Annotated in this window: 13 protein-coding genes; 7 read left to right on the top strand and 6 right to left on the bottom strand. The window is 41.4% G+C overall.

The window, feature by feature from the left end:
• Positions 1–46: 46 nt before the first annotated feature.
• Positions 47–3,133, bottom strand: coding sequence for a SusC/RagA family TonB-linked outer membrane protein (locus HPC41_RS08725; RefSeq protein ID WP_172393651.1), 3,087 nt, complete (start codon positions 3,131–3,133; stop codon positions 47–49).
• A gap of 225 nt (positions 3,134–3,358) precedes the next feature.
• On the opposite strand from HPC41_RS08725, the gene HPC41_RS08720 reads away from it, so the two are divergent.
• Both HPC41_RS08720 and HPC41_RS08715 read left to right on the top strand, forming a co-directional pair.
• Positions 3,359–5,152 carry an alpha-L-fucosidase gene (locus tag HPC41_RS08720; RefSeq protein ID WP_172393650.1) on the top strand — a complete coding sequence of 598 codons (1,794 nt, stop codon included), beginning with the start codon at positions 3,359–3,361 and terminating at the stop codon, positions 5,150–5,152.
• Positions 5,153–5,499: 347 nt separating this feature from the next.
• Entirely contained in the window at positions 5,500–5,898 is a 399-nt protein-coding gene (locus HPC41_RS08715) for a response regulator (protein WP_172393649.1), read from the top strand.
• A 168-nt stretch (positions 5,899–6,066) separates the two neighbouring features.
• On the opposite strand, the gene HPC41_RS08710 is transcribed toward HPC41_RS08715, so the two are convergent.
• Positions 6,067–7,842, bottom strand: coding sequence for an aminopeptidase P family protein (locus HPC41_RS08710; RefSeq protein WP_172393648.1), 1,776 nt, complete (start codon positions 7,840–7,842; stop codon positions 6,067–6,069).
• A gap of 173 nt (positions 7,843–8,015) precedes the next feature.
• Here HPC41_RS08710 and dacB point away from each other — a divergent pair, with 173 nt between their 5' ends.
• The 5 genes from dacB (at position 8,016) to HPC41_RS08685 (ending at position 14,972) form a co-directional block, all read left to right on the top strand.
• Entirely contained in the window at positions 8,016–9,440 is a 1,425-nt protein-coding gene (gene dacB / locus HPC41_RS08705) for a D-alanyl-D-alanine carboxypeptidase/D-alanyl-D-alanine endopeptidase (RefSeq protein WP_246250497.1), read from the top strand.
• 94 nt (positions 9,441–9,534) lie between these two features.
• Positions 9,535–11,817, top strand: coding sequence for an NADP-dependent malic enzyme (locus HPC41_RS08700; RefSeq protein ID WP_172393647.1), 2,283 nt, complete (start codon positions 9,535–9,537; stop codon positions 11,815–11,817).
• Between the two features lie 33 nt (positions 11,818–11,850).
• The gene (gene ruvA, locus HPC41_RS08695; RefSeq protein WP_172393646.1) at positions 11,851–12,432 is read left to right on the top strand and encodes a Holliday junction branch migration protein RuvA; all 582 of its coding nucleotides are present in this window, start codon (positions 11,851–11,853) and stop codon (positions 12,430–12,432) included.
• Positions 12,433–12,522: 90 nt separating this feature from the next.
• Complete coding sequence (locus HPC41_RS08690; protein ID WP_172393645.1) at positions 12,523–14,379, top strand: beta-N-acetylhexosaminidase; 1,857 nt, start codon at positions 12,523–12,525, stop codon at positions 14,377–14,379.
• A 107-nt stretch (positions 14,380–14,486) separates the two neighbouring features.
• The gene (locus HPC41_RS08685; protein ID WP_172393644.1) at positions 14,487–14,972 is read left to right on the top strand and encodes a GAF domain-containing protein; all 486 of its coding nucleotides are present in this window, start codon (positions 14,487–14,489) and stop codon (positions 14,970–14,972) included.
• 88 nt (positions 14,973–15,060) lie between these two features.
• Here the strand turns inward: HPC41_RS08685 and HPC41_RS08680 are convergent, their stop codons facing one another.
• From HPC41_RS08680 to HPC41_RS08665, 4 genes are all read right to left on the bottom strand, one after another.
• Positions 15,061–15,960 carry a WD40 repeat domain-containing protein gene (locus HPC41_RS08680; RefSeq protein WP_246250495.1) on the bottom strand — a complete coding sequence of 300 codons (900 nt, stop codon included), beginning with the start codon at positions 15,958–15,960 and terminating at the stop codon, positions 15,061–15,063.
• A 266-nt stretch (positions 15,961–16,226) separates the two neighbouring features.
• Positions 16,227–16,811: a bifunctional phosphoribosyl-AMP cyclohydrolase/phosphoribosyl-ATP diphosphatase HisIE gene (gene hisIE / locus HPC41_RS08675; protein WP_172393642.1), complete on the bottom strand. Its 585-nt coding sequence runs from the start codon at positions 16,809–16,811 to the stop codon at positions 16,227–16,229.
• A gap of 174 nt (positions 16,812–16,985) precedes the next feature.
• Complete coding sequence (gene hisF / locus HPC41_RS08670; protein ID WP_172393641.1) at positions 16,986–17,738, bottom strand: imidazole glycerol phosphate synthase subunit HisF; 753 nt, start codon at positions 17,736–17,738, stop codon at positions 16,986–16,988.
• A 1-nt stretch (position 17,739) separates the two neighbouring features.
• Entirely contained in the window at positions 17,740–18,492 is a 753-nt protein-coding gene (locus tag HPC41_RS08665) for a 1-(5-phosphoribosyl)-5-[(5-phosphoribosylamino)methylideneamino]imidazole-4-carboxamide isomerase (protein WP_172393640.1), read from the bottom strand.
• Positions 18,493–18,502: the final 10 nt, after the last annotated feature.

Here is an 18,502-nt window from a genome sequence, read left to right as displayed (position 1 = left end):
CCGACTTTAAACCCTTATTTAATCCTTGATCTATCCAAATTTTAAATTAAAAGGTAACAGCTGCTCCCAATAGGAAAGTACGCGATTGTGGATAGCGGCCTGCATCCACACCATAATTGTTCATTCCTACCTCAGGATCCATTCCCGTATATTTCGTCACGGTAAACAGGTTGCTTGCCGAAGCAAAGAACCTCAACTTCTGCACCTTATACCTTTGTGTCAGCTCCCGCGGCAGCGTATAGCCTAGGGTCAGGTTTTTTAAACGTAGATATGATCCATTTTCTACATAGAAATCTGACACATTCGAGAAGTTACCATTGGGGTCTTTTACCGACACACGTGGTATATCTGAATTTGGATTGCTCTCTGAATATGCATTCTTAATTTCCTCAAACATGTTATAAGGCTGTCCGGATGCGGCATTCAAACCGGTATATTTCAAACTGTTAAATAGTTTATTACCTTGTACCCCCTGGAAAAAGATATTGACGTCAAAATTCTTATAGCTACTGTTAAAAGTCAAACCATAATTAAAATTCGGATAAGCACTGCCCAAAAATACACGGTCATTATCATCGATCTTACCATCCCCGTTTTGGTCGACAAATTTCATGTCTCCAGCCTGGGCATTCGGTTGAATTTTTGTCCCAACACTGTTTTTATATTGCTCAGCATCCTGATTGGATCTAAAAAGACCAGCAGTTTCTAAACCATAATATGAATACAGTGGCTGACCGGGTTCGGTCAACAAAGGTTTCAGGATGCCACGATAGTCTACCTGCGAGGTTATTCGAGGGAAATCATCAATTAGATAATCCACATTATTGGAGATCTTATTGACTGAAGCTGAAATATCATATTGGAAGGCTGCGTCTGATTTGCTGCTATAGGTCACAGCGAGTTCAATTCCTTTGTCCGTAACACGTCCACCATTGACAGTTTTCGTCTGCATACCAGTTGTCCCTGCTAATGCGATGTCCATCAACATCCGATCTGTCCGCTTAACGAAATAATCCGCATTCAGGGTCAAACGATTATTTAATACACCGATATCTAAACCAATATTCGTCTGCTTCGATTGCGCCCAGGTCAATATAGGATTGCCCATGATTTTTTCCACATATCCTGGCATTAACGTTGGTATTTTACCCACCCAATTGTCTACACGCTGTAATAACGGACTTACAGCCGTAGAAGTCAACGATCCCAGATTACCTAAAATACCATAACTTCCTCTTAATTTCAAGGTATTGATTACTTCGGAATCCGAAAGAAATGCCTCACGATGGATTGCCCAAGCTCCAGAAATAGAACCGTAATTTTGGAATCTGTTATCTTTTGCCACCAATGAAGTACCATCCCGACGCCCGATCAAGGTCAACATATAACGATTGTCGTAATTGTAGTTTGCACGTAAGAGGTAAGAAATTAAAGATTGCTCAAGCTTACCATCTTCGATCGGCTTAATACGTCCGGCATTGACTAAGTAACGGTAGTTTTTGGCTTCATCATCGAAATTTTCGCCCACCACGTTACTGTAATTCTCTGTCGTTTTTTGATACATGTATCCTGCCAGGGCGTCGAAATGGTGTAAACCAAAATCTTTTTCGTACGTCAATGTCTGCTCAGCCAAGATATCTGTCAGACGATTGGTATTGACTGCAAGTGAATTGGACAAAGAAGGTTTTCCAATCTCTGGGATTCGTGCGGTAAATTCTTTGAAATCAGTGAATTGCTTTGTATAGGCAAAATTTGACTTAAACCTCAACCCGGGAAGCAATTTAAACTCAACATACGGGTTGATCAATAGATTGTGCACTGGATTATTGACATCCAATCGCATCAGATAAGCTACCGGATTGATGACATCACCGTAAGATCCGGGACCATATTTTTCTGGAAGTCCCGAAAACTTGCCTGCGGCATCATAAACAGATACATTCCTTGGATAGTGAATCGCGGATAATACTGCGCCTGTATAACCCGAGCTTGTATTGGCGCCCTGTCCATTGGTAAAGGAGTAGGAAATATTTTCGCCCAATTTCAACCATGGTGTTACCTGGGTCTGCGAATTCACACGAAAATTATATCGCTTGGTATAGGTATTAATCAATATACCCTCAGCATTTCGGTAATTGAACCCTGTGTAAAAAGAAGACTTTTCATTGCCAGCGCTTGCAGATATATTATAATCCTGTGTACGTGCTGTACGGAAAATTTCATCTACCCAATCGGTACGGGTAATCTGCCCATCGGGATTTTTTGCAGCGTCAAAAGCCGGATCGCGTGCTACACCGGCATTATCAGCGGCCAAATTAGAGATCATTGCCCGATCTGCCGCATTCAGCGATTGCAGTAGATTATGTGCTTTTTGTACACCATACTTAGCCTCAAAATCAATCTTCAAATCACCGTTCTTACCTCCTTTTGTCGTAATCAAAATAACACCGCCAGAGGCACGCGCTCCATAGACCGCGGCCGCTGCATCTTTCAATACGCTGATATCTTGGATATCGTTGGGATTGAGTTCTGGAGCTCTTGCCTGGAGTACACCATCGACAACGTATAACGGTTGTTCACCATTGATACCACCCATACCACGGATATTGATACTTGGTTTCGAAGTAGGATCTCCCCCCTCTGCTGTTACTGTAACACCAGGTGTCTTCCCTTGAAGCACTTCTCCTATTCCGGCCATTGAACGGCTGTTTGTACCTTTCAGATCCGTGGCAGCAACAGCCCCAGAAACTGTACTCTTCCGCTGTGTACCATAACCAACCACCACGACTTCCTCCAATTGACTGGCATCTTCGGCTAACGTCACGGAAAGGCTATTGCCCGTCACCTGCTGATCGAGGGACTTGTACCCGACAAAACTGAAACGCAAGGTTTCACCTTTTCTGGCAGACAATTGAAATTGTCCCCGTGCATCAGTCATTGCTGTTTTTCCTGATTGAACGTTTTTAACTGTTACTCCTGCAACAGGCACGCCATTGTTCGCAACTACTGTCCCTGTGACTTGCTCCTGAAAGACACTACTTCCAATAGTAAACAAAAAAGGCTTTTTGTTAGGAAATGCTTGTCCCTGATAGGCAATTCCAAGTGCGAGTGGTAGAATTAGAAATTTATTCATATGATTGATAATGTGTGGCGAAAGTAGAAATTAGGGGTTATCCAAATTTTAACATCATGTTAAAAAAATGTAAACCCATCTTCAGTTCGTTTAATTGGTCTATTTTTTTTGGTTTTCATAAAAATATAAATTTTTCCCACGCTATCAAATGTATATACATATTAAAAAATACGATTTAGCATTCTTTTTTTTTACTTATCTTGCAATCCAAAATCGAATAACCTAATGATAGCACAACTCAAAAAAATCGCGATCTTCTCCTTACTGCTCCTCAGCACTTCCATCAAACTTTTTGCACAAGATAGTGGAAAGGCAGACTGGTTTAAAGATGCCCGCTTTGGCATGTTTATCCACTGGGGGCTATACAGCGCTGCGGAAGGGATATGGAAAGGCGAACCCTTACGCTATATGAATAACTATGCGGAGTGGCTGCGCTACCGCAACCGGGTATCAAAGGAAGAATATGGCAGTCTGGCCAAACGCTTCGATTGGGATAAGATAGATCCCGAACAGTGGGTACTACTGGCTAAGGAGGCCGGAATGAAATACATCATCATCACCACCAAACACCACGATGGTGTAGCCCTTTGGGATACCAAAGTAGGCACTTATAGCTTACCTAAACTTAGTGGTGCTAACCGCGATGTGATCAAAGAAATCGCAGCGGCCTGTAAAAAGCATGGGATGAAACTCGGATTCTACTACTCACATTGGATCGACTGGGAACATCCCTATGGCTGGAACCATCAACAGGAGTTATCCGGTCATGTGACAGATGCGCAATATAACCAGTACTGGCAAGAAAAAGTCGTTCCACAGCTCCGTGAACTCATGAGCAACTACGGCGATATTTCACTCATTTGGTTTGATATGTGGATTCCTTATCAAAAATCTATTATTAAAAAAGAACAACTACTCCAGGTGGTAAAATTAATCCGAGAGCTACAGCCGAATTGCCTGATCAATTCACGTCTCGGCCTTCCTACAGATGCCGAAAATGTCGATTTCGAAACACTGGGTGACAACCAGTTTGGCAGCAACTTTATTGCTCATCCTTGGGAGACACCAGGTACCATCGCTCATTCTTGGGGTTATAACGGCCAAGAAAACGAATGGAAATCGACAAGCCAGATTTTTCAGTCACTGATCTCCAATGTTAGCCTCAATGGTGGATTTACCTTAAACATCGGCCCCCGGGCTGATGGCACTGTCCCCTACGAAAGTGTAAGCCGATTACATAATGTCGGCAGCTGGTTAAACAGCTATGGCCAAAGCATCTATGGCGGCACTGGTCTTTCCTTAAAAAACAATCACTTTGACTGGGGCTATTTGACCACCAAAATCGAACAAAATAAAACAGTTGTATATGCGCATGTATTTAACTGGCCATTGGATCACAAACTTCGTATTACGGGCATCAAATCCAAGCCCGCAAGTATAGCACTGCTGAAAGGCGGCAGTTTGACAAGCCTGAACTATGCACAGAAACTTAGTTCAATACATATTGAATTACCAGGAGACCAACCGGATCATTATGTCTCAGAGGTAAAACTGACCTTTGACGGCCCTTTGGAACTGGACAGAAACACGGTCCCTGAATCAACCTTTGGCGGTTTTTCCCTAAAATCAACCAATAGCCTAAATAGCAATCTAAAGATTGTATCTTATAACGGCAAAAATCCAACTCATGCTGTACTTACCGGAAATACAACGATAAACTGGGAAGTCACTATCCCAGAAGCAGGAACTTATGCGCTGGATCTCTCTGCCCACAACCCAAACAAAGAGCATATTCCATTCGAGATTGATCTTGCTAATCAACAACTCAAGGGAAGTTTTGCTCCCGGCAAAAAGATGGTTGTTGAACCAAATGAAAATAACTACACCGAAGAGTTTGTGGAAAAACGCATCGGGACATTCAAATTTGATAAACCCGGGAAATATATCCTGACCTACAAAAGTCAACAGCAGCTTCCGTTCTGGTTTAATTGGTTATGGCTGGAGAAAACAGAACACTAAACTATTCTCAAAACGGTATTAAAAAATCAAAGCAACTTTGGCAGCCAAAGTTGCTTTGATTTAAACTGATATACCTCATAACATATCTAATAACTCTTTATACAAATGTTGCCTATTTGAATATTTATTTATTATTTTAGAGTAAGTATTAGCATGGACTAAGCTTCAATCTACCTAAATACAAGTCCTGACACCTCGTGTTTTAAGGAGGTTTGCATTGCATGCTTTACAATACGGATATTGGCTTGTTTCTAACATAACATCAGATCACCCCATGGTAAAGCAATAGTTCTGTGAAAGGGAGGTGAAGGAAGCGGCTTTTCCGTCAAATTTTTAGAAAGAGCGTAATGAATCAGGAAAATAAAAGAAAAGTCATTCTTATAGACGACAATGCGATCTTACGCACCATTTTTGGCTATATAGTTCAGGGTTTTCCTGATTACCCTATTGAATTCCACCCTTTTGAAAACGCATTGGATTTTTTGGAGTCACACGATATCAGTGTATCGCCAAAACCAGCCTTACTCTTTGTGGATATCAGTATGCCCCTGATGACAGGCTGGGAATTAATGGAAGTATTAAAGGATAAAAGGGATTTTGTCAGTCAAAGCGAGATCTTTATCATCAGCTCTTCATCCAGTCAGAAAGATCAGGAGCAGCTCGTAAATTATCCGTTTATAAGTGGTTTTATTTTGAAACCTTTTGGCAAAGAAGTATTATATAAAATTTTGAGAAGAGCCCGTTAACATCCATGGTTTCTCACTGAGTACCGTATAGGATGGTATGATACATAATACACAACATCATTGAAGCAAAAACTGAGAAATGAAACTGGACACAATAACAAACACATGCCGTCCAAGTTGCATAAAATAGGAACCGGCAAAATACAGGTTCCTATTTTATCAAAATTATTAGATAGCCTTACATTTCTCTGCTAACCAGTTCTTCTCTTCGCTCGAAAGATGCATGGACAGCTGATCAAATACCCATTGGTTATAATTATTCAACCAATCAATATGCCTTTTATCCAATAAAGATTTTTCAATCAAGTCGGTCGCAATATAGCATAGCGTCAATGTCTCGAAATCCAGGAATTCACCAAATTCGGAGGATCCTGCTTTACGGGTCAACACTAAATTTTCGATACGGATACCATGTTTACCCACACGGTAGAGCCCCGGTTCAATCGAAGTAATCATTCCTGGTTCAATAGCAACATCTATTGCGGCAGCATTAAAGACTTGTGGCCCTTCATGTACATTTAAGAAAAATCCAACACCGTGTCCCGTACCGTGTCCATAGTTGCGTAATGTTTCCCATAATGGACGACGGGTGATGGCATCAATTTGATACCCACGCGTTCCTACAGGGAAAACGGCCTGTGAACCTTCGATCGTTCCTTTCAGAACGAGTGTATAATCTTCTTTTTCCTCTTGCGTAAGACCTCCGAGGGAAACAACTCGAGTAATATCTGTTGTACCTGTTTTGTATTGACCACCGGAGTCAACTAACAAAAGACCTTTTGAACGCAAAGTATAGTTAGATATCTCATTTGCCGAATAATGTGGCAATGCACCATGGTCTAGGTACCCAGCTATTGTCGTGAAAGAAACGTCAACAAATCCATCCTGGTCCGCGCGGAATCCGCGCAGTTTATCTGCAATTGACAACTCAGAAAGCTCTTCACTGGCAACATTTTCTTCCAACCATTTAAAAAACTTTGTAAGCGCAACACCGTCTTTTACAAACGTACGCCTGTTATTTTCAATTTCAATCTTATTCTTAACTGCTTTTAAGTTCGTAGAAGGGTTTATTTTCTCTATGATTTTAACATGTTCAGGTACACTATCAAATACAGCAAAACAGGTACGTTTTGGATCAATTAAGATAGCATTCGCTGATAATGTCGCAATAGTCTTATAGATATCCTCGTATGCAGCGATTTCAACGCCATAGCCCTTTAATTCGGCTATCGCGTCTGCGCTCAACTTTGACCGTTCGATGTAGAGGGTCGCCGTATTGACCGTTATCAATACAAATCCCAAAACGACCGGATTGCAGGGTACGTCCTGCCCACGGATATTTAGCAACCATGCTAAATCGTCTAACGAAGAGATTAAATGTGCATCAGTCCGATTTTTCTTCATTTCGGTCCTTACTGCTTCAATCTTCGCTCCGGTAGATTGGCCTGTAATGCTTTCGGGCAATAAGTAGGCCGGCGCTTTAGGCAACTCAGGTCTATTTGCCCATAAATCAGCTAATAAATCAACATGACCGTCCACCTGTATATCCAAAGGTTCCAAAGTACCTTTAACAGCTTGTGCAACCAAAAGTGACGCCAGATTTCCATCAAAAGCAACTTTCGCTCCTGCATGTAACCGCTCACCAAGCCAGTCTGCATATTCCGCAGCACCTTGGGCTTTCAACTTAACCAATTCAAAACCCGTTCCGTCTAATTGTTCATTGGCCTGGACAAAATACCTTGAGTCTGTCCAAAGACCTGCAAAGTCCTGTGTAATCGCCAACGTACCTGCAGAACCGGTAAATCCTGATGCCCAGGAAATACATTTATAACGTTCTGGTAAATATTCACTGATATGAGGATCTGATGATGGGATAATGTATCCATCAATTCCCTGAACCTTCATAGCTTCACGAATAGCAGCTAATTTTTCGATATGCTTCATGTCGTCTATACAATTTTATGCAAGTTAGGATTTTTTAGGGTCGAATGCCTAACTTTAAGCCAAATAAAACAAACAGCGTTAACTGCTATACACTTACATAAATTGATATATCGTACCAGCAGTACACGATCAAATAACCGGGCGGTATTACCGTCCGAAGAAATTACATGTTGATGAAAAAATTTACCTTTTATTCCATTGCATTATCCGCCTACGCACTGATGGCTGTGACGAATTCTTTATTTGCACAGGATACCAGAACCAAAATCCAAGATGCATTCAATCAATTTCAAAGTCAGGAAAATCTTAAGAACGCCATAAGTTCTCTCACGGTATTTGACGGAAAGACAGGCCAACCCATCTATGCCGCCAATGAAAATATCGGGTTGGCCACTGCATCCACGATGAAAGTAATTACAGCAGCCACAGCATTGGATTTTTTGGGAAAGAATTATCAATTCAAAACAACCTTATACTATACAGGTACAATAGATGAAAATGGAGTACTGAATGGCAATATCATCGTATCAGGAACTGGCGATCCCACATTGGGTAGCGAGCGTTACCCAGAGACCAAAGCTGATGTTGTGCTGAACAAATGGATTTCGGCCATTCAGCATGCAGGAATTCGAAGTATCAATGGCGCAGTAATTGCTGACGATCGGCTGTACAATGGCAACCAGATACCGGGGGGATGGATCTGGACAGATATGGGCAATTATTATGGAGCGGGCATCTCATCGCTGAATTGGCGCGAAAATGCCTTTGGAATTAATTTTAATCCTGCAGCCAAAGTGGGGGTAAAAGCTGAAATCATTAATTACACGATCCAAGTTCCCTATCTGCAGATTATCAATGAAACCACAACAGGCAGAGCAGGCAGCGGGGACAACGTCTATGCTTATGCAGCGCCCTATTCTACTAAGATATTTGTCCGCGGTACTTATGGTCAGGATTTAAAGAAAACCATCGTGCTGGCTTCTCCCGACCCTGCATACGATCTGGCTTTCCAATTGAATGAAGGTCTCAACGCACAAGGCATCCTTGCAATCCAACCACCCACAACAGGAGCGAAAATGGATTCAATAGACATATCCCAGAAACAAACACTGGATGTGCACCTGTCCCCTACCATGGATAAAATTGTCTATTGGTTTAACCAAAAAAGCATCAACCTCTATGGGGAAGCCCTATTAAAGGCTATTGCCTATACCACTGCCGGAAAAACAGGCACGGATGATGGGGCCAATTACATACAGAAATATTGGAATGCTAAATTGGGCATCAAACCGGGTGAGATCAATAGCATGGATGGCTCGGGACTCTCGCCACAAAATAGGGTCACTACCCTAGCCATGAATAAAATCATGCAATATGCACAAAAGCAAAATTGGTATCCTGTATTCTATGAAAGCCTTCCGACCTATAACGACATGAAGATGAAAAGTGGAACAATTGGTGGAGTTCTTGGCTATACTGGTGTTCACACCAATAAAAGTGGGCAGTCATTTACCTTTACACTATTGGTCAATAATTATTCGGGATCAGGCGCCAATATGCGCAAACAAATGTTTAAATTGCTTGATATTTTGAAATAACATATTATTGTCTATTTATAATAAGATATTGGCAAATATTTTCAATTGTCAAAAAGAATGATAGATTTGTAGCCTTAAAATTAATAAAATCGTAATGAGTAACACTAATCGTAAACAGGCAGCATTAAATTACCACTCAATGGGTAGACCTGGTAAAATAGCTGTTGTTCCGACAAAACCAACAAATTCGCAAAGAGACTTATCATTGGCATATTCTCCTGGCGTAGCGGAGCCGTGTTTGGCTATTGCCGAGAATAAAGAAGATGCTTATAAATATACTGCAAAAGGGAACCTCGTTGCTGTTATCAGTAACGGTACAGCTGTATTGGGCTTAGGTGATATCGGCGCTCAAGCTGGCAAGCCTGTGATGGAAGGGAAAGGTTTACTGTTCAAAATTTTTGCTGATATTGATGTATTTGACATCGAGGTTGACACCAAAAACGTAGACGAGTTCGTTAAAATCGTAAAAGCATTGGAACCAACTTTCGGAGGTATCAATCTGGAAGATATCAAGGCTCCTGAATGTTTTGAAATTGAGCGTCGCCTAAAAGAGGAAATGAATATCCCGGTCATGCACGATGATCAGCATGGTACAGCGATTATTTCAGGTGCAGCCTTGATCAATGCCTGTGAGATTATCGGAAAAGATATCTCGAAAGTAAAAATCGTTGTCAATGGTGCCGGTGCAGCTGCGATGTCCTGTACAGCCATGTATATTTCCGTTGGCGCAAGCAAAGAAAACATTGTGATGCTTGACAGTAAAGGTGTCATTCGTACGGATAGAGAAAATCTTGATAGTATGAAAGCACAATATGCTACAGATCGTGATATCCACACCCTAGCAGACGCTGTCAAAGGCTCCGATGTGTTTATTGGTTTATCTGCAGCGGATGTCATGTCAGCAGAGATGTTGTTGACTATGGCCCCTAATCCGATTGTTTTGGCGATGGCCAATCCAAATCCAGAAATTGCCTACGATTTAGCGATGGCTACCCGTAATGATATTATCATGGGTACTGGCCGTTCGGATTATCCAAATCAAGTGAACAATGTATTGGGTTTCCCTTACATTTTCCGGGGAGCTCTCGATGTCCGTGCAACAGCAATTAATGAGGAAATGAAAATTGCCGCTGTACGTGCTATCGCTGATTTGGCAAAACAACCCGTTCCTGAAGAAGTTAACCAAGCATACAACACCAGCAATTTAAAATTTTCTGAAGAGTATATCATCCCTAAACCTACCGATCCGCGTTTGATCACAGAAGTTTCTATGGCTGTTGCAAAAGCAGCGATCGAATCTGGAGTAGCAAAAACGGCGATCGAAGATTGGGATAAATACCGTGATGCACTGCGTAAACGTCTTGGTAAAGATGATGCGATCATGCGCAACTTAACAATGGCCGCTAAAAGAGATCCAAAACGTGTTGTGTTTGCCGAAGCTGATAATTACAAAACGTTACGTGCCGCTCAAATCGTAAAAGAGGAAGGTATTGCGATCCCGATTCTATTAGGAAAGAAAGACAAAATCCAACGTTTGATCCATGAATATGCCTTCGAATTGGATGGTGTAGAAATTCTTGATCCGATTGCTGAGGTTGATGGTGAAACAGAGCGTTCAAAAAAATTCATCGAACACCTTTACAATAAAAGACAACGTAGAGGAATCTCCCTTTACGATGCACGCAAATTGATGTTCGACCGCAACTATTTTGGTGCTTCTTTGGTTGAATTTGGTGAAGCTGATACCTTGATTTCTGGTATGACCAAAAATTATGCAAACACCATTCGTCCAGCATTGCATGTTATCGGTGCTAAACCAGGCAGCCGGGTAGCAGGTATGTATATGATGTTAACCAAAAAAGGTCCTATTTTCATGGGGGATACAACCGTGAATGAGGATCCTACAGCACAAGAATTGGCGGATATCACGTTACTTTTGGACAAAGCTGTTAAACGCATGAATATCCAACCTCGCATTGCTTTATTGTCGTACTCTAACTTCGGGTCGAGTGAAGGAAAAACACCAACGAAAGTAAGAGCAGCGGCACAGATTTTACATGAACAACATCCTGATATCATCGCTGATGGTGACCTGCAAGCTAACTTCGCCCTGAACAGTGATATGCTGACAGCCAATTTCCCATTCAGCTGTTTAAATGGACAATCGGCAAATACACTTGTTTTCCCTAACCTGGAATCAGGTAATATCGCCTATAAACTTTTACAAGAAGTCGGTGAAGCGGAAGCTGTAGGTCCTATTCTTTTGGGTATGAACAAACCGATCCATGTACTACAATTGGATAGCTCTGTACGTGAAATCGTCAATATGGTGACCATTGCTGTAGTTGATGTTCAAGCACATCTCAAAAATTTATAGAATCGCTTAAAATCTTCCTATATTCGTAATACTATGTACGAATATTTCAATGGAAAATTAGCATATAAAGCCCCCACTCACGTTATCATTGACGTGAGTGGGATTGGCTACTATGTTCACATCTCTCTCTATACCTTTTCCCAAATCAAGGATCAGGAAAACTGTAAATTATTTATTTCATTGCAAGTGCGCGAAGACTCCCATACACTATATGGCTTTGCATCCGAAGGTGAAAAAAAACTGTTTGAGAATCTGATCTCTGTTTCGGGCATCGGTCCCAATACGGGCCGGATGATTTTATCGTCTAACACGCCTGATGAAATACAATCAGCCATTGCCAACGGTCAGGTGGCCTTAATCCAAAAAATCAAAGGTATAGGTCCTAAAACTGCACAGCGTCTGATATTGGAGCTTCAGGATAAATTGAAAAAGCAAGGCGGGGACGCCCTTTCAACCACCATTCAGTCACAGTCCATACCGGACGAAGCCTTATCTGCACTGGTAATGTTAGGATTTAACAAAGTCGCTGCCGAGAAAGTACTGAATACCATTTTAAAAACAGAAAGCGGTCTTTCGGTGGAGGCTATGATCAAATTAGCACTAAAGAGGCTTTAAGAAAGCACAGTATTTGTTACAATACGGTTTTGCTAAATCGTATTTATTCTTTTATTTTTAGGGCTTCTTATTTCAGTTATAATCACACACATGAAAAAACTATTTTCGCTTGCGCTCGCTTTAAGTTTAGGAGCAGCATTATTTGCGCAGGAAAAAAAAGATGTCACATTAAACATTGTACCTCTACCCCAACACGTCCAAATCAAAAATGGATCATTTAACATCAATGGAAACACCAAAATTGTTTTTGATAGCGATGAAGACAAAAAAGTTGCTGCTTTATTTCAGGATTTTTTAAAAAGCAACTATAACCTCAATTTATCCCTCGTGAAATCGGTGGGCAAAAATAGCATCTATTTCTCGTCTAAAAATGCAAATCCAAGCAATAAAGAAGCCTACGAACTTAACATTGCTTCCGATCAAATTACGGTCAAAGGAAAAGAAGCAGGCTTGTTTTATGGCATGCAATCGCTGATTCAACTGCTTCCTGTCGATAAAAAGGCGAGCATCGAAATTCAACAGGCTTCCATTCAGGACGAGCCTCGTTTTGCATACCGCGGACTACATCTTGATGTCGGCCGTCATTTCTTCCCCGTAGCATTTGTGAAGAAGTACATTGATATTTTGGCTTCTTACAAGTTAAATACTTTTCACTGGCATTTGACCGATGATCAGGGATGGCGCATTGAGATTAAATCTCACCCTAAGCTGACACAAATCGGCGGTTACCGCAACCAAACACTGTCAGGAAACTATAAGACTGACGGTGACTACGATAATACCCCTTATGGTGGTTTCTATACCCAAGACCAGATCAAAGAAGTCGTAGCTTATGCAAAATCAAAGTATGTCACCGTCATCCCCGAAATTGAAATGCCCGGTCATGCCCTTGCTGCACTTTCGGCTTACCCGGAACTCGGCTGTGGCGATAAACCAGGCCCCTATACAGCAGCGCAGACATGGGGTGTATTCGACGATGTATTCTGTGCTGGAAAAGAAGAAACATTCAAGCTATTGGAAGATGTTATTGACGAAGTGATCCCATTGTTCCCAAGCGAGTACATTCACATCGGCGGCGATGAATGCCCTAAAACAAGATGGAAAACTTGTCCATATTGTCAGAAAAGAATCAAAGATAACAATCTCAAAGATGAGCATGAATTGCAGAGCTATTTTATTCAACGTATGGAAAAATACATCAATAGCAAAGGCAAACGTATTATTGGATGGGATGAGATCTTAGAGGGTGGATTAGCTCCAAATGCGACTGTCATGAGCTGGCGTGGAGATCAAGGCGCTATTGATGCGGCAAATCAAGGACACGATGTCATCATCACAGCGAATAGTTATGGCCTTTACTTTGACCATAAACAAGGTGCTGACCAAAATAGAGAACCATTGAGCATTGGTGGTCTGTCGACCTTGCGTAAAGTGTATACCGCGGATCCTATGCCTACCAAAATCTCCGAAAACAACAAAAAGCACGTTTTGGGTGTGCAAGCGAATATCTGGACAGAATATATCGGTTCTTCAAACAAAGTAGAATTCACAATCTTACCACGCGTGTTGGCACTTTCTGAGATCGCTTGGACAAAACCTGAAAAGAAAGACTGGAAAAACTTCTCAGAACAACGTGCGGCGCGCCAATTGGCAAAGATCGATCAGACAAGCACATTCTACCGTGTACCGGAGGTATATGGTATCGTTGACACGACGGTATACGCATCAGAATATACCATCCGGGATTTAAAACCATCTGTCGAAGGAGCAAAAATTTATTATACCCTGGACAACTATGATCCCTCAGAATTGGATCTTGAATACACTGGCCCGGTGAAAGTCAGCGTTCCAAACAGTAAAGAGCGTGTATTTAAAGCCGTGGTTGTGACAGCCTCCGGAAAGCGGAGCAATTACATTCGGGTAAACATTATCAATACAAAGAAATAATAGCACACTGCTCATGAGAAAGCGCTAATATTCTGTTAACTTTGAACAGGTATTAGCGCTTTTTTATTACAGTGTAATATCATCACAAGAATATAAAACGAATTTTTATGGCTGAGGATCTATCAATTGCCAAAGGCAGCAAAGAAGAACAATATCAAAATTTACTTCCACAGATAAGTGGATTGCTACAGGGAGAAAATAATCAGATTGCAAATCTAGCCAATATCGCAGCAGCGTTAAAGGAACAATTTAATTTTTTTTGGATTGGTTTTTATCTCGTAGATAGTGCAGACGAACTTGTTCTTGGCCCCTTTCAAGGTCCCGTTGCCTGTACACGTATAAAAAAAGGAAGAGGAGTATGCGGCGGAGCTTGGGCGCAGGCGAAAACGCTTATCGTACCCGACGTGGACCAATTTCCCGGACATATTGCTTGCAGTTCGCTATCACGGTCTGAAATCGTATTGCCGGTATACAAACAGGGATCAATTATCGGTGTACTTGATGTCGACAGCAGCGAATTGAATAGCTTCGACGAAATTGACGAAAAATACCTGTCACAGATCGTGCAGCTATTGGATTGCCCTGTTCAATAAATAACAGGGTGATCAAGGCAGGTTTACAATTTATATTGATCACAAGAGGATCTTCGGTAAATTGTTTACGAAGATCTTTAAAACCTTGCTATTGTAATTCCCAAATTTTGACAAGCTTATCGTCACTGACACTGAAGAAATACTGGCCATCCTCAGACCATATCCCCGCGTTGACGGATAAATGATGGCCGTCCTGCATTTTGTCACGGCTCATATTTTTCAATAGTGCAAAATCAGCATTAGACCAAAATTTCAGTGACTTATCCCGGCTTACTGTCGCAAAAATTGGTTCAAAAGGATGTGGATAAATCCCATAGACGGTGAACAAGTGCGGCACAAAGGAAAAGTTATTACTTAATTGGTTCACGTCCGAAATGACAAGCTGGGCGTCTCTTCCTCCACTTAGCAGCTGGTTTTGAAGGAAAGCCAAGGAAGTTGTAGGCAAGCTATGCAACTTCTTGCGTTCGATGACATGGAAGTCTTGGCTATCCAACAGATATACCCAACCATCTTTATCGCCCAAAGCAATCTTGGATTCATCCGCATCAACGGCGATACTGCGCACCGTTGTTGGGGACAGCTGTAATTCGTAAATAGATTTGTACGTTGCAAGTTCAATCACATACAATCGTCCTTCTTCCCCTACAGCGAGCAGTTCATTTTTTTTCTGGATATGGGAAAGTGCAAAGATAGCCTTATTACCGAGCTGCAAACTCGCTACAAGTTTTTGTTCCTGTACATCCACGAAAAGAAGCTTTCCCTCACGTTGCGCAATCACCAGGATCGCTGTTCCAGGTATTAATTTTAAAGCATACACCGAGGAGGTTACTGCACATAGGATACGTTTAAAGCCATTCTTTTCAATATCCCATTCAACTACCCCCTTATCGTTACCACCAGTAAAAAAAGTATGTGGATCGTATCCTTTTTCTACACAAAAAATTGGGTTTTGATGCCCCGGTAAGGTCGCTCTTAATTTAATATCCATAGTCATCTATTCAAATTCTCCGGATGATAACCGGAAAGTTATTCTTCGCTTAGCCCCTGCCTGCCCAATCAACTTAAGTTCCCCGACTCCAAACAAAAGTTAGAAAACGATAAAAAAATGAAGTGCAGCATATTCACAAATATACTGCACTTTCAAGACTATTTTGTCATATTACCTTAAAGCTTCGCCCGATTCTTAGATTCTATCCGCATGATTCGGAGCAAGTGTATCTTTGATTCTATAGTGACCTTTTGGCAAAAACAACATTATTGATGTCTGCTTTCCAGATTCTTAGCGATTGTTTCCAAAGAGAATCCCTTCTCACGAAGCAGTACAATCAAATGGAACAACAGGTCCGAAGTCTCATTGATAAAATCAGCCTCGGTTTCTGTTAAGGCTGCAATAACTGTTTCAACGGCTTCCTCACCCACTTTTTGAGCGATCTTATTAATCCCTTTGGAACGCAGACGATTAACATAGGATTCGTCAGAAGGATTTTCGTAACGATGATTTACAATACGTTCCAGTTCCAAAATAAAATTCTGATTGAATTCTGTATTGAAACAACTCCGGCTTCCTGTATGACAAGTTGGCCCCATAGGATCAGCCTTGATCAACACCGTATCTTTATCGCAATCAACATGGATGCTTTTTACATTTAAAAAGTTTCCGCTCTCCTCCCCTTTGGTCCAGAGACGATTTTTGCTACGGGAGAAAAAAGTCACGCGCTTCTCAGCCTGTGTTTTTTGCCAAGCCTCTTCATTCATATAACCTAGCATCAACACTTCCAAGGTCTGAGCGTCCTGCACAATCACTGGAACAAGGCCGTCACTTTTTGCAAAATCTAACATGGTATTAGTATTTAGTATTGAGATATGAGTATTTAGATCTTACTTGTGTCAGCCTAGGGCTTACAAGCTTTGTTCCTACTCCTTACTCATTAATCATTTTTCTTATTCTGCAAGCCCAGATGGCTTACCTAATATTTATCATTACTCCTTTATTCTTTGCTACTTTATTCGCTACTATCTAACGACAATACCATTATGGCGTAAAGTCTGTTTAAGGTCTGGAACCAATATTTCTCCATAATGGAATACTGAAGCTGCCAATGCGGCATCTACATTGGTTTGTTGAAATACATCGACAAAATGCTGTTGATTGCCTGCTCCACCCGATGCAATCAAAGGAATATGGATGCGATCGTTTACAGCTTTTAAGAATCCGTTGTCAAATCCATTCTTTGTTCCATCATGATCCATCGATGTGAGCAAAATTTCTCCAGCACCGCGTTCTTGCGCTTCGAGGATCCAATCCAGCGTATTGATCTCCGTCTTGATGCGCCCACCACTTAGATAGACAAAATCCTGACCTTCAATAGATCTCGTATCGACTGCGACCACAACAAACTGCGCACCAAACGCGGCTGCCATTTGATTAATCAGGTCCGGATTACGTACCGCAGCTGAATTGATAGATATCTTGTCAGCCCCCGCATTTAATAGCATGTCGGCATCTTTGATTTCGTTGATACCGCCACCAATTGTAAACGGGATATTCACCTGGCGAGCCACCGCTTTCACGAGGTCGATTGTCGTCTTGCGCCCTTCATGTGTAGCTGTAATATCTAAAAATACAAGTTCATCAGCTCCTTGCTGGGAGTATTCATAAGCGAGTTCGACAGGATCACCTGCATCGCGCAGATCAACAAAATTGACTCCCTTGACAGTACGTCCATCTTTAACATCCAAGCAGGGAATTATCCGTTTTGCCAACATGTTAAAATCTGATTAATGATTTAAGATTCCAGTCTTTGACTTCATCGATAGAGATCCGATTCTCATAAATTGCTTTTCCAACAACTACTGATTCCACTCCGCCCAATTCCTGAAGCTTTTGAATGTCATCCATCGAACTGATACCTCCTGAAGCAATCAATTTGATGATCGGTGAATGGTTTAACAATTTTTGATACAATTCCACACCTGCACCGCCTAATTTACCATCTTTACTAATATCAGTACAAAGAAACCTAAAAAATCCCAGTGCTAAGCATTTATCAATATACTCGATCAATTTAATTGGTGAGCTTTCTAGCCAGCCTGAGTATTTAATCACTTCGTCCAATACGTCAATTGCAATCACAATATGATCCGCGTATTTAACCTGCCCTTCATTTAGCGTTGCAAGTTCTTCCAAAAAAGAAGGATTTGTGATCGCTTGTGTGCCAACAATAACCCGGTATACACCAGCGTCGACCAATTCCTTCACCTTTTCAATACTTCTGACGCCACCGCCGTACTGAATTTTCATTTCTGTCTTCTGAATGATATCAAACAAATATGCCTGATTACTAAAATCTCCTTTGGCACCATTTAGATCTATGATATGAACCAGTTCGGTGCCATTTGCATGGTAATTTTCTATTTGAGCTTCTAAACTAATATCATATGTTGTAACGTCGTCATAGTTACCCTCTCTTAAGCGGACAACTTTTTTGTCCAATACGTCAATTGCTGGGATGATATACATAATAGAATAT

The organism is Sphingobacterium prati (genome assembly GCF_013167215.1).
GTDB lineage: Bacteria > Bacteroidota > Bacteroidia > Sphingobacteriales > Sphingobacteriaceae > Sphingobacterium > Sphingobacterium prati.
The sequence above is the reverse complement of the archived record's forward strand: the minus strand, read 5'-3'. Positions and strand labels throughout refer to the sequence as shown.

Bases quoted from the DNA above. Each gene is read 5' to 3' on its own strand.
- HPC41_RS08725 (WP_172393651.1), bottom strand. From the start codon at position 3,133: ATGAATAAATTTCTAATTCTACCACTCGCACTTGGAATTGCCTATCAG.
- HPC41_RS08720 (WP_172393650.1), top strand. From the start codon at position 3,359: ATGATAGCACAACTCAAAAAAATCGCGATCTTCTCCTTACTGCTCCTC.
- HPC41_RS08715 (WP_172393649.1), top strand. From the start codon at position 5,500: ATGAATCAGGAAAATAAAAGAAAAGTCATTCTTATAGACGACAATGCG.
- HPC41_RS08710 (WP_172393648.1), bottom strand. From the start codon at position 7,842: ATGAAGCATATCGAAAAATTAGCTGCTATTCGTGAAGCTATGAAGGTT.
- dacB (WP_246250497.1), top strand. From the start codon at position 8,016: ATGAAAAAATTTACCTTTTATTCCATTGCATTATCCGCCTACGCACTG.
- HPC41_RS08700 (WP_172393647.1), top strand. From the start codon at position 9,535: ATGAGTAACACTAATCGTAAACAGGCAGCATTAAATTACCACTCAATG.
- ruvA (WP_172393646.1), top strand. From the start codon at position 11,851: ATGTACGAATATTTCAATGGAAAATTAGCATATAAAGCCCCCACTCAC.
- HPC41_RS08690 (WP_172393645.1), top strand. From the start codon at position 12,523: ATGAAAAAACTATTTTCGCTTGCGCTCGCTTTAAGTTTAGGAGCAGCA.
- HPC41_RS08685 (WP_172393644.1), top strand. From the start codon at position 14,487: ATGGCTGAGGATCTATCAATTGCCAAAGGCAGCAAAGAAGAACAATAT.
- HPC41_RS08680 (WP_246250495.1), bottom strand. From the start codon at position 15,960: ATGGATATTAAATTAAGAGCGACCTTACCGGGGCATCAAAACCCAATT.
- hisIE (WP_172393642.1), bottom strand. From the start codon at position 16,811: ATGTTAGATTTTGCAAAAAGTGACGGCCTTGTTCCAGTGATTGTGCAG.
- hisF (WP_172393641.1), bottom strand. From the start codon at position 17,738: ATGTTGGCAAAACGGATAATTCCCTGCTTGGATGTTAAAGATGGACGT.
- HPC41_RS08665 (WP_172393640.1), bottom strand. From the start codon at position 18,492: ATGTATATCATCCCAGCAATTGACGTATTGGACAAAAAAGTTGTCCGC.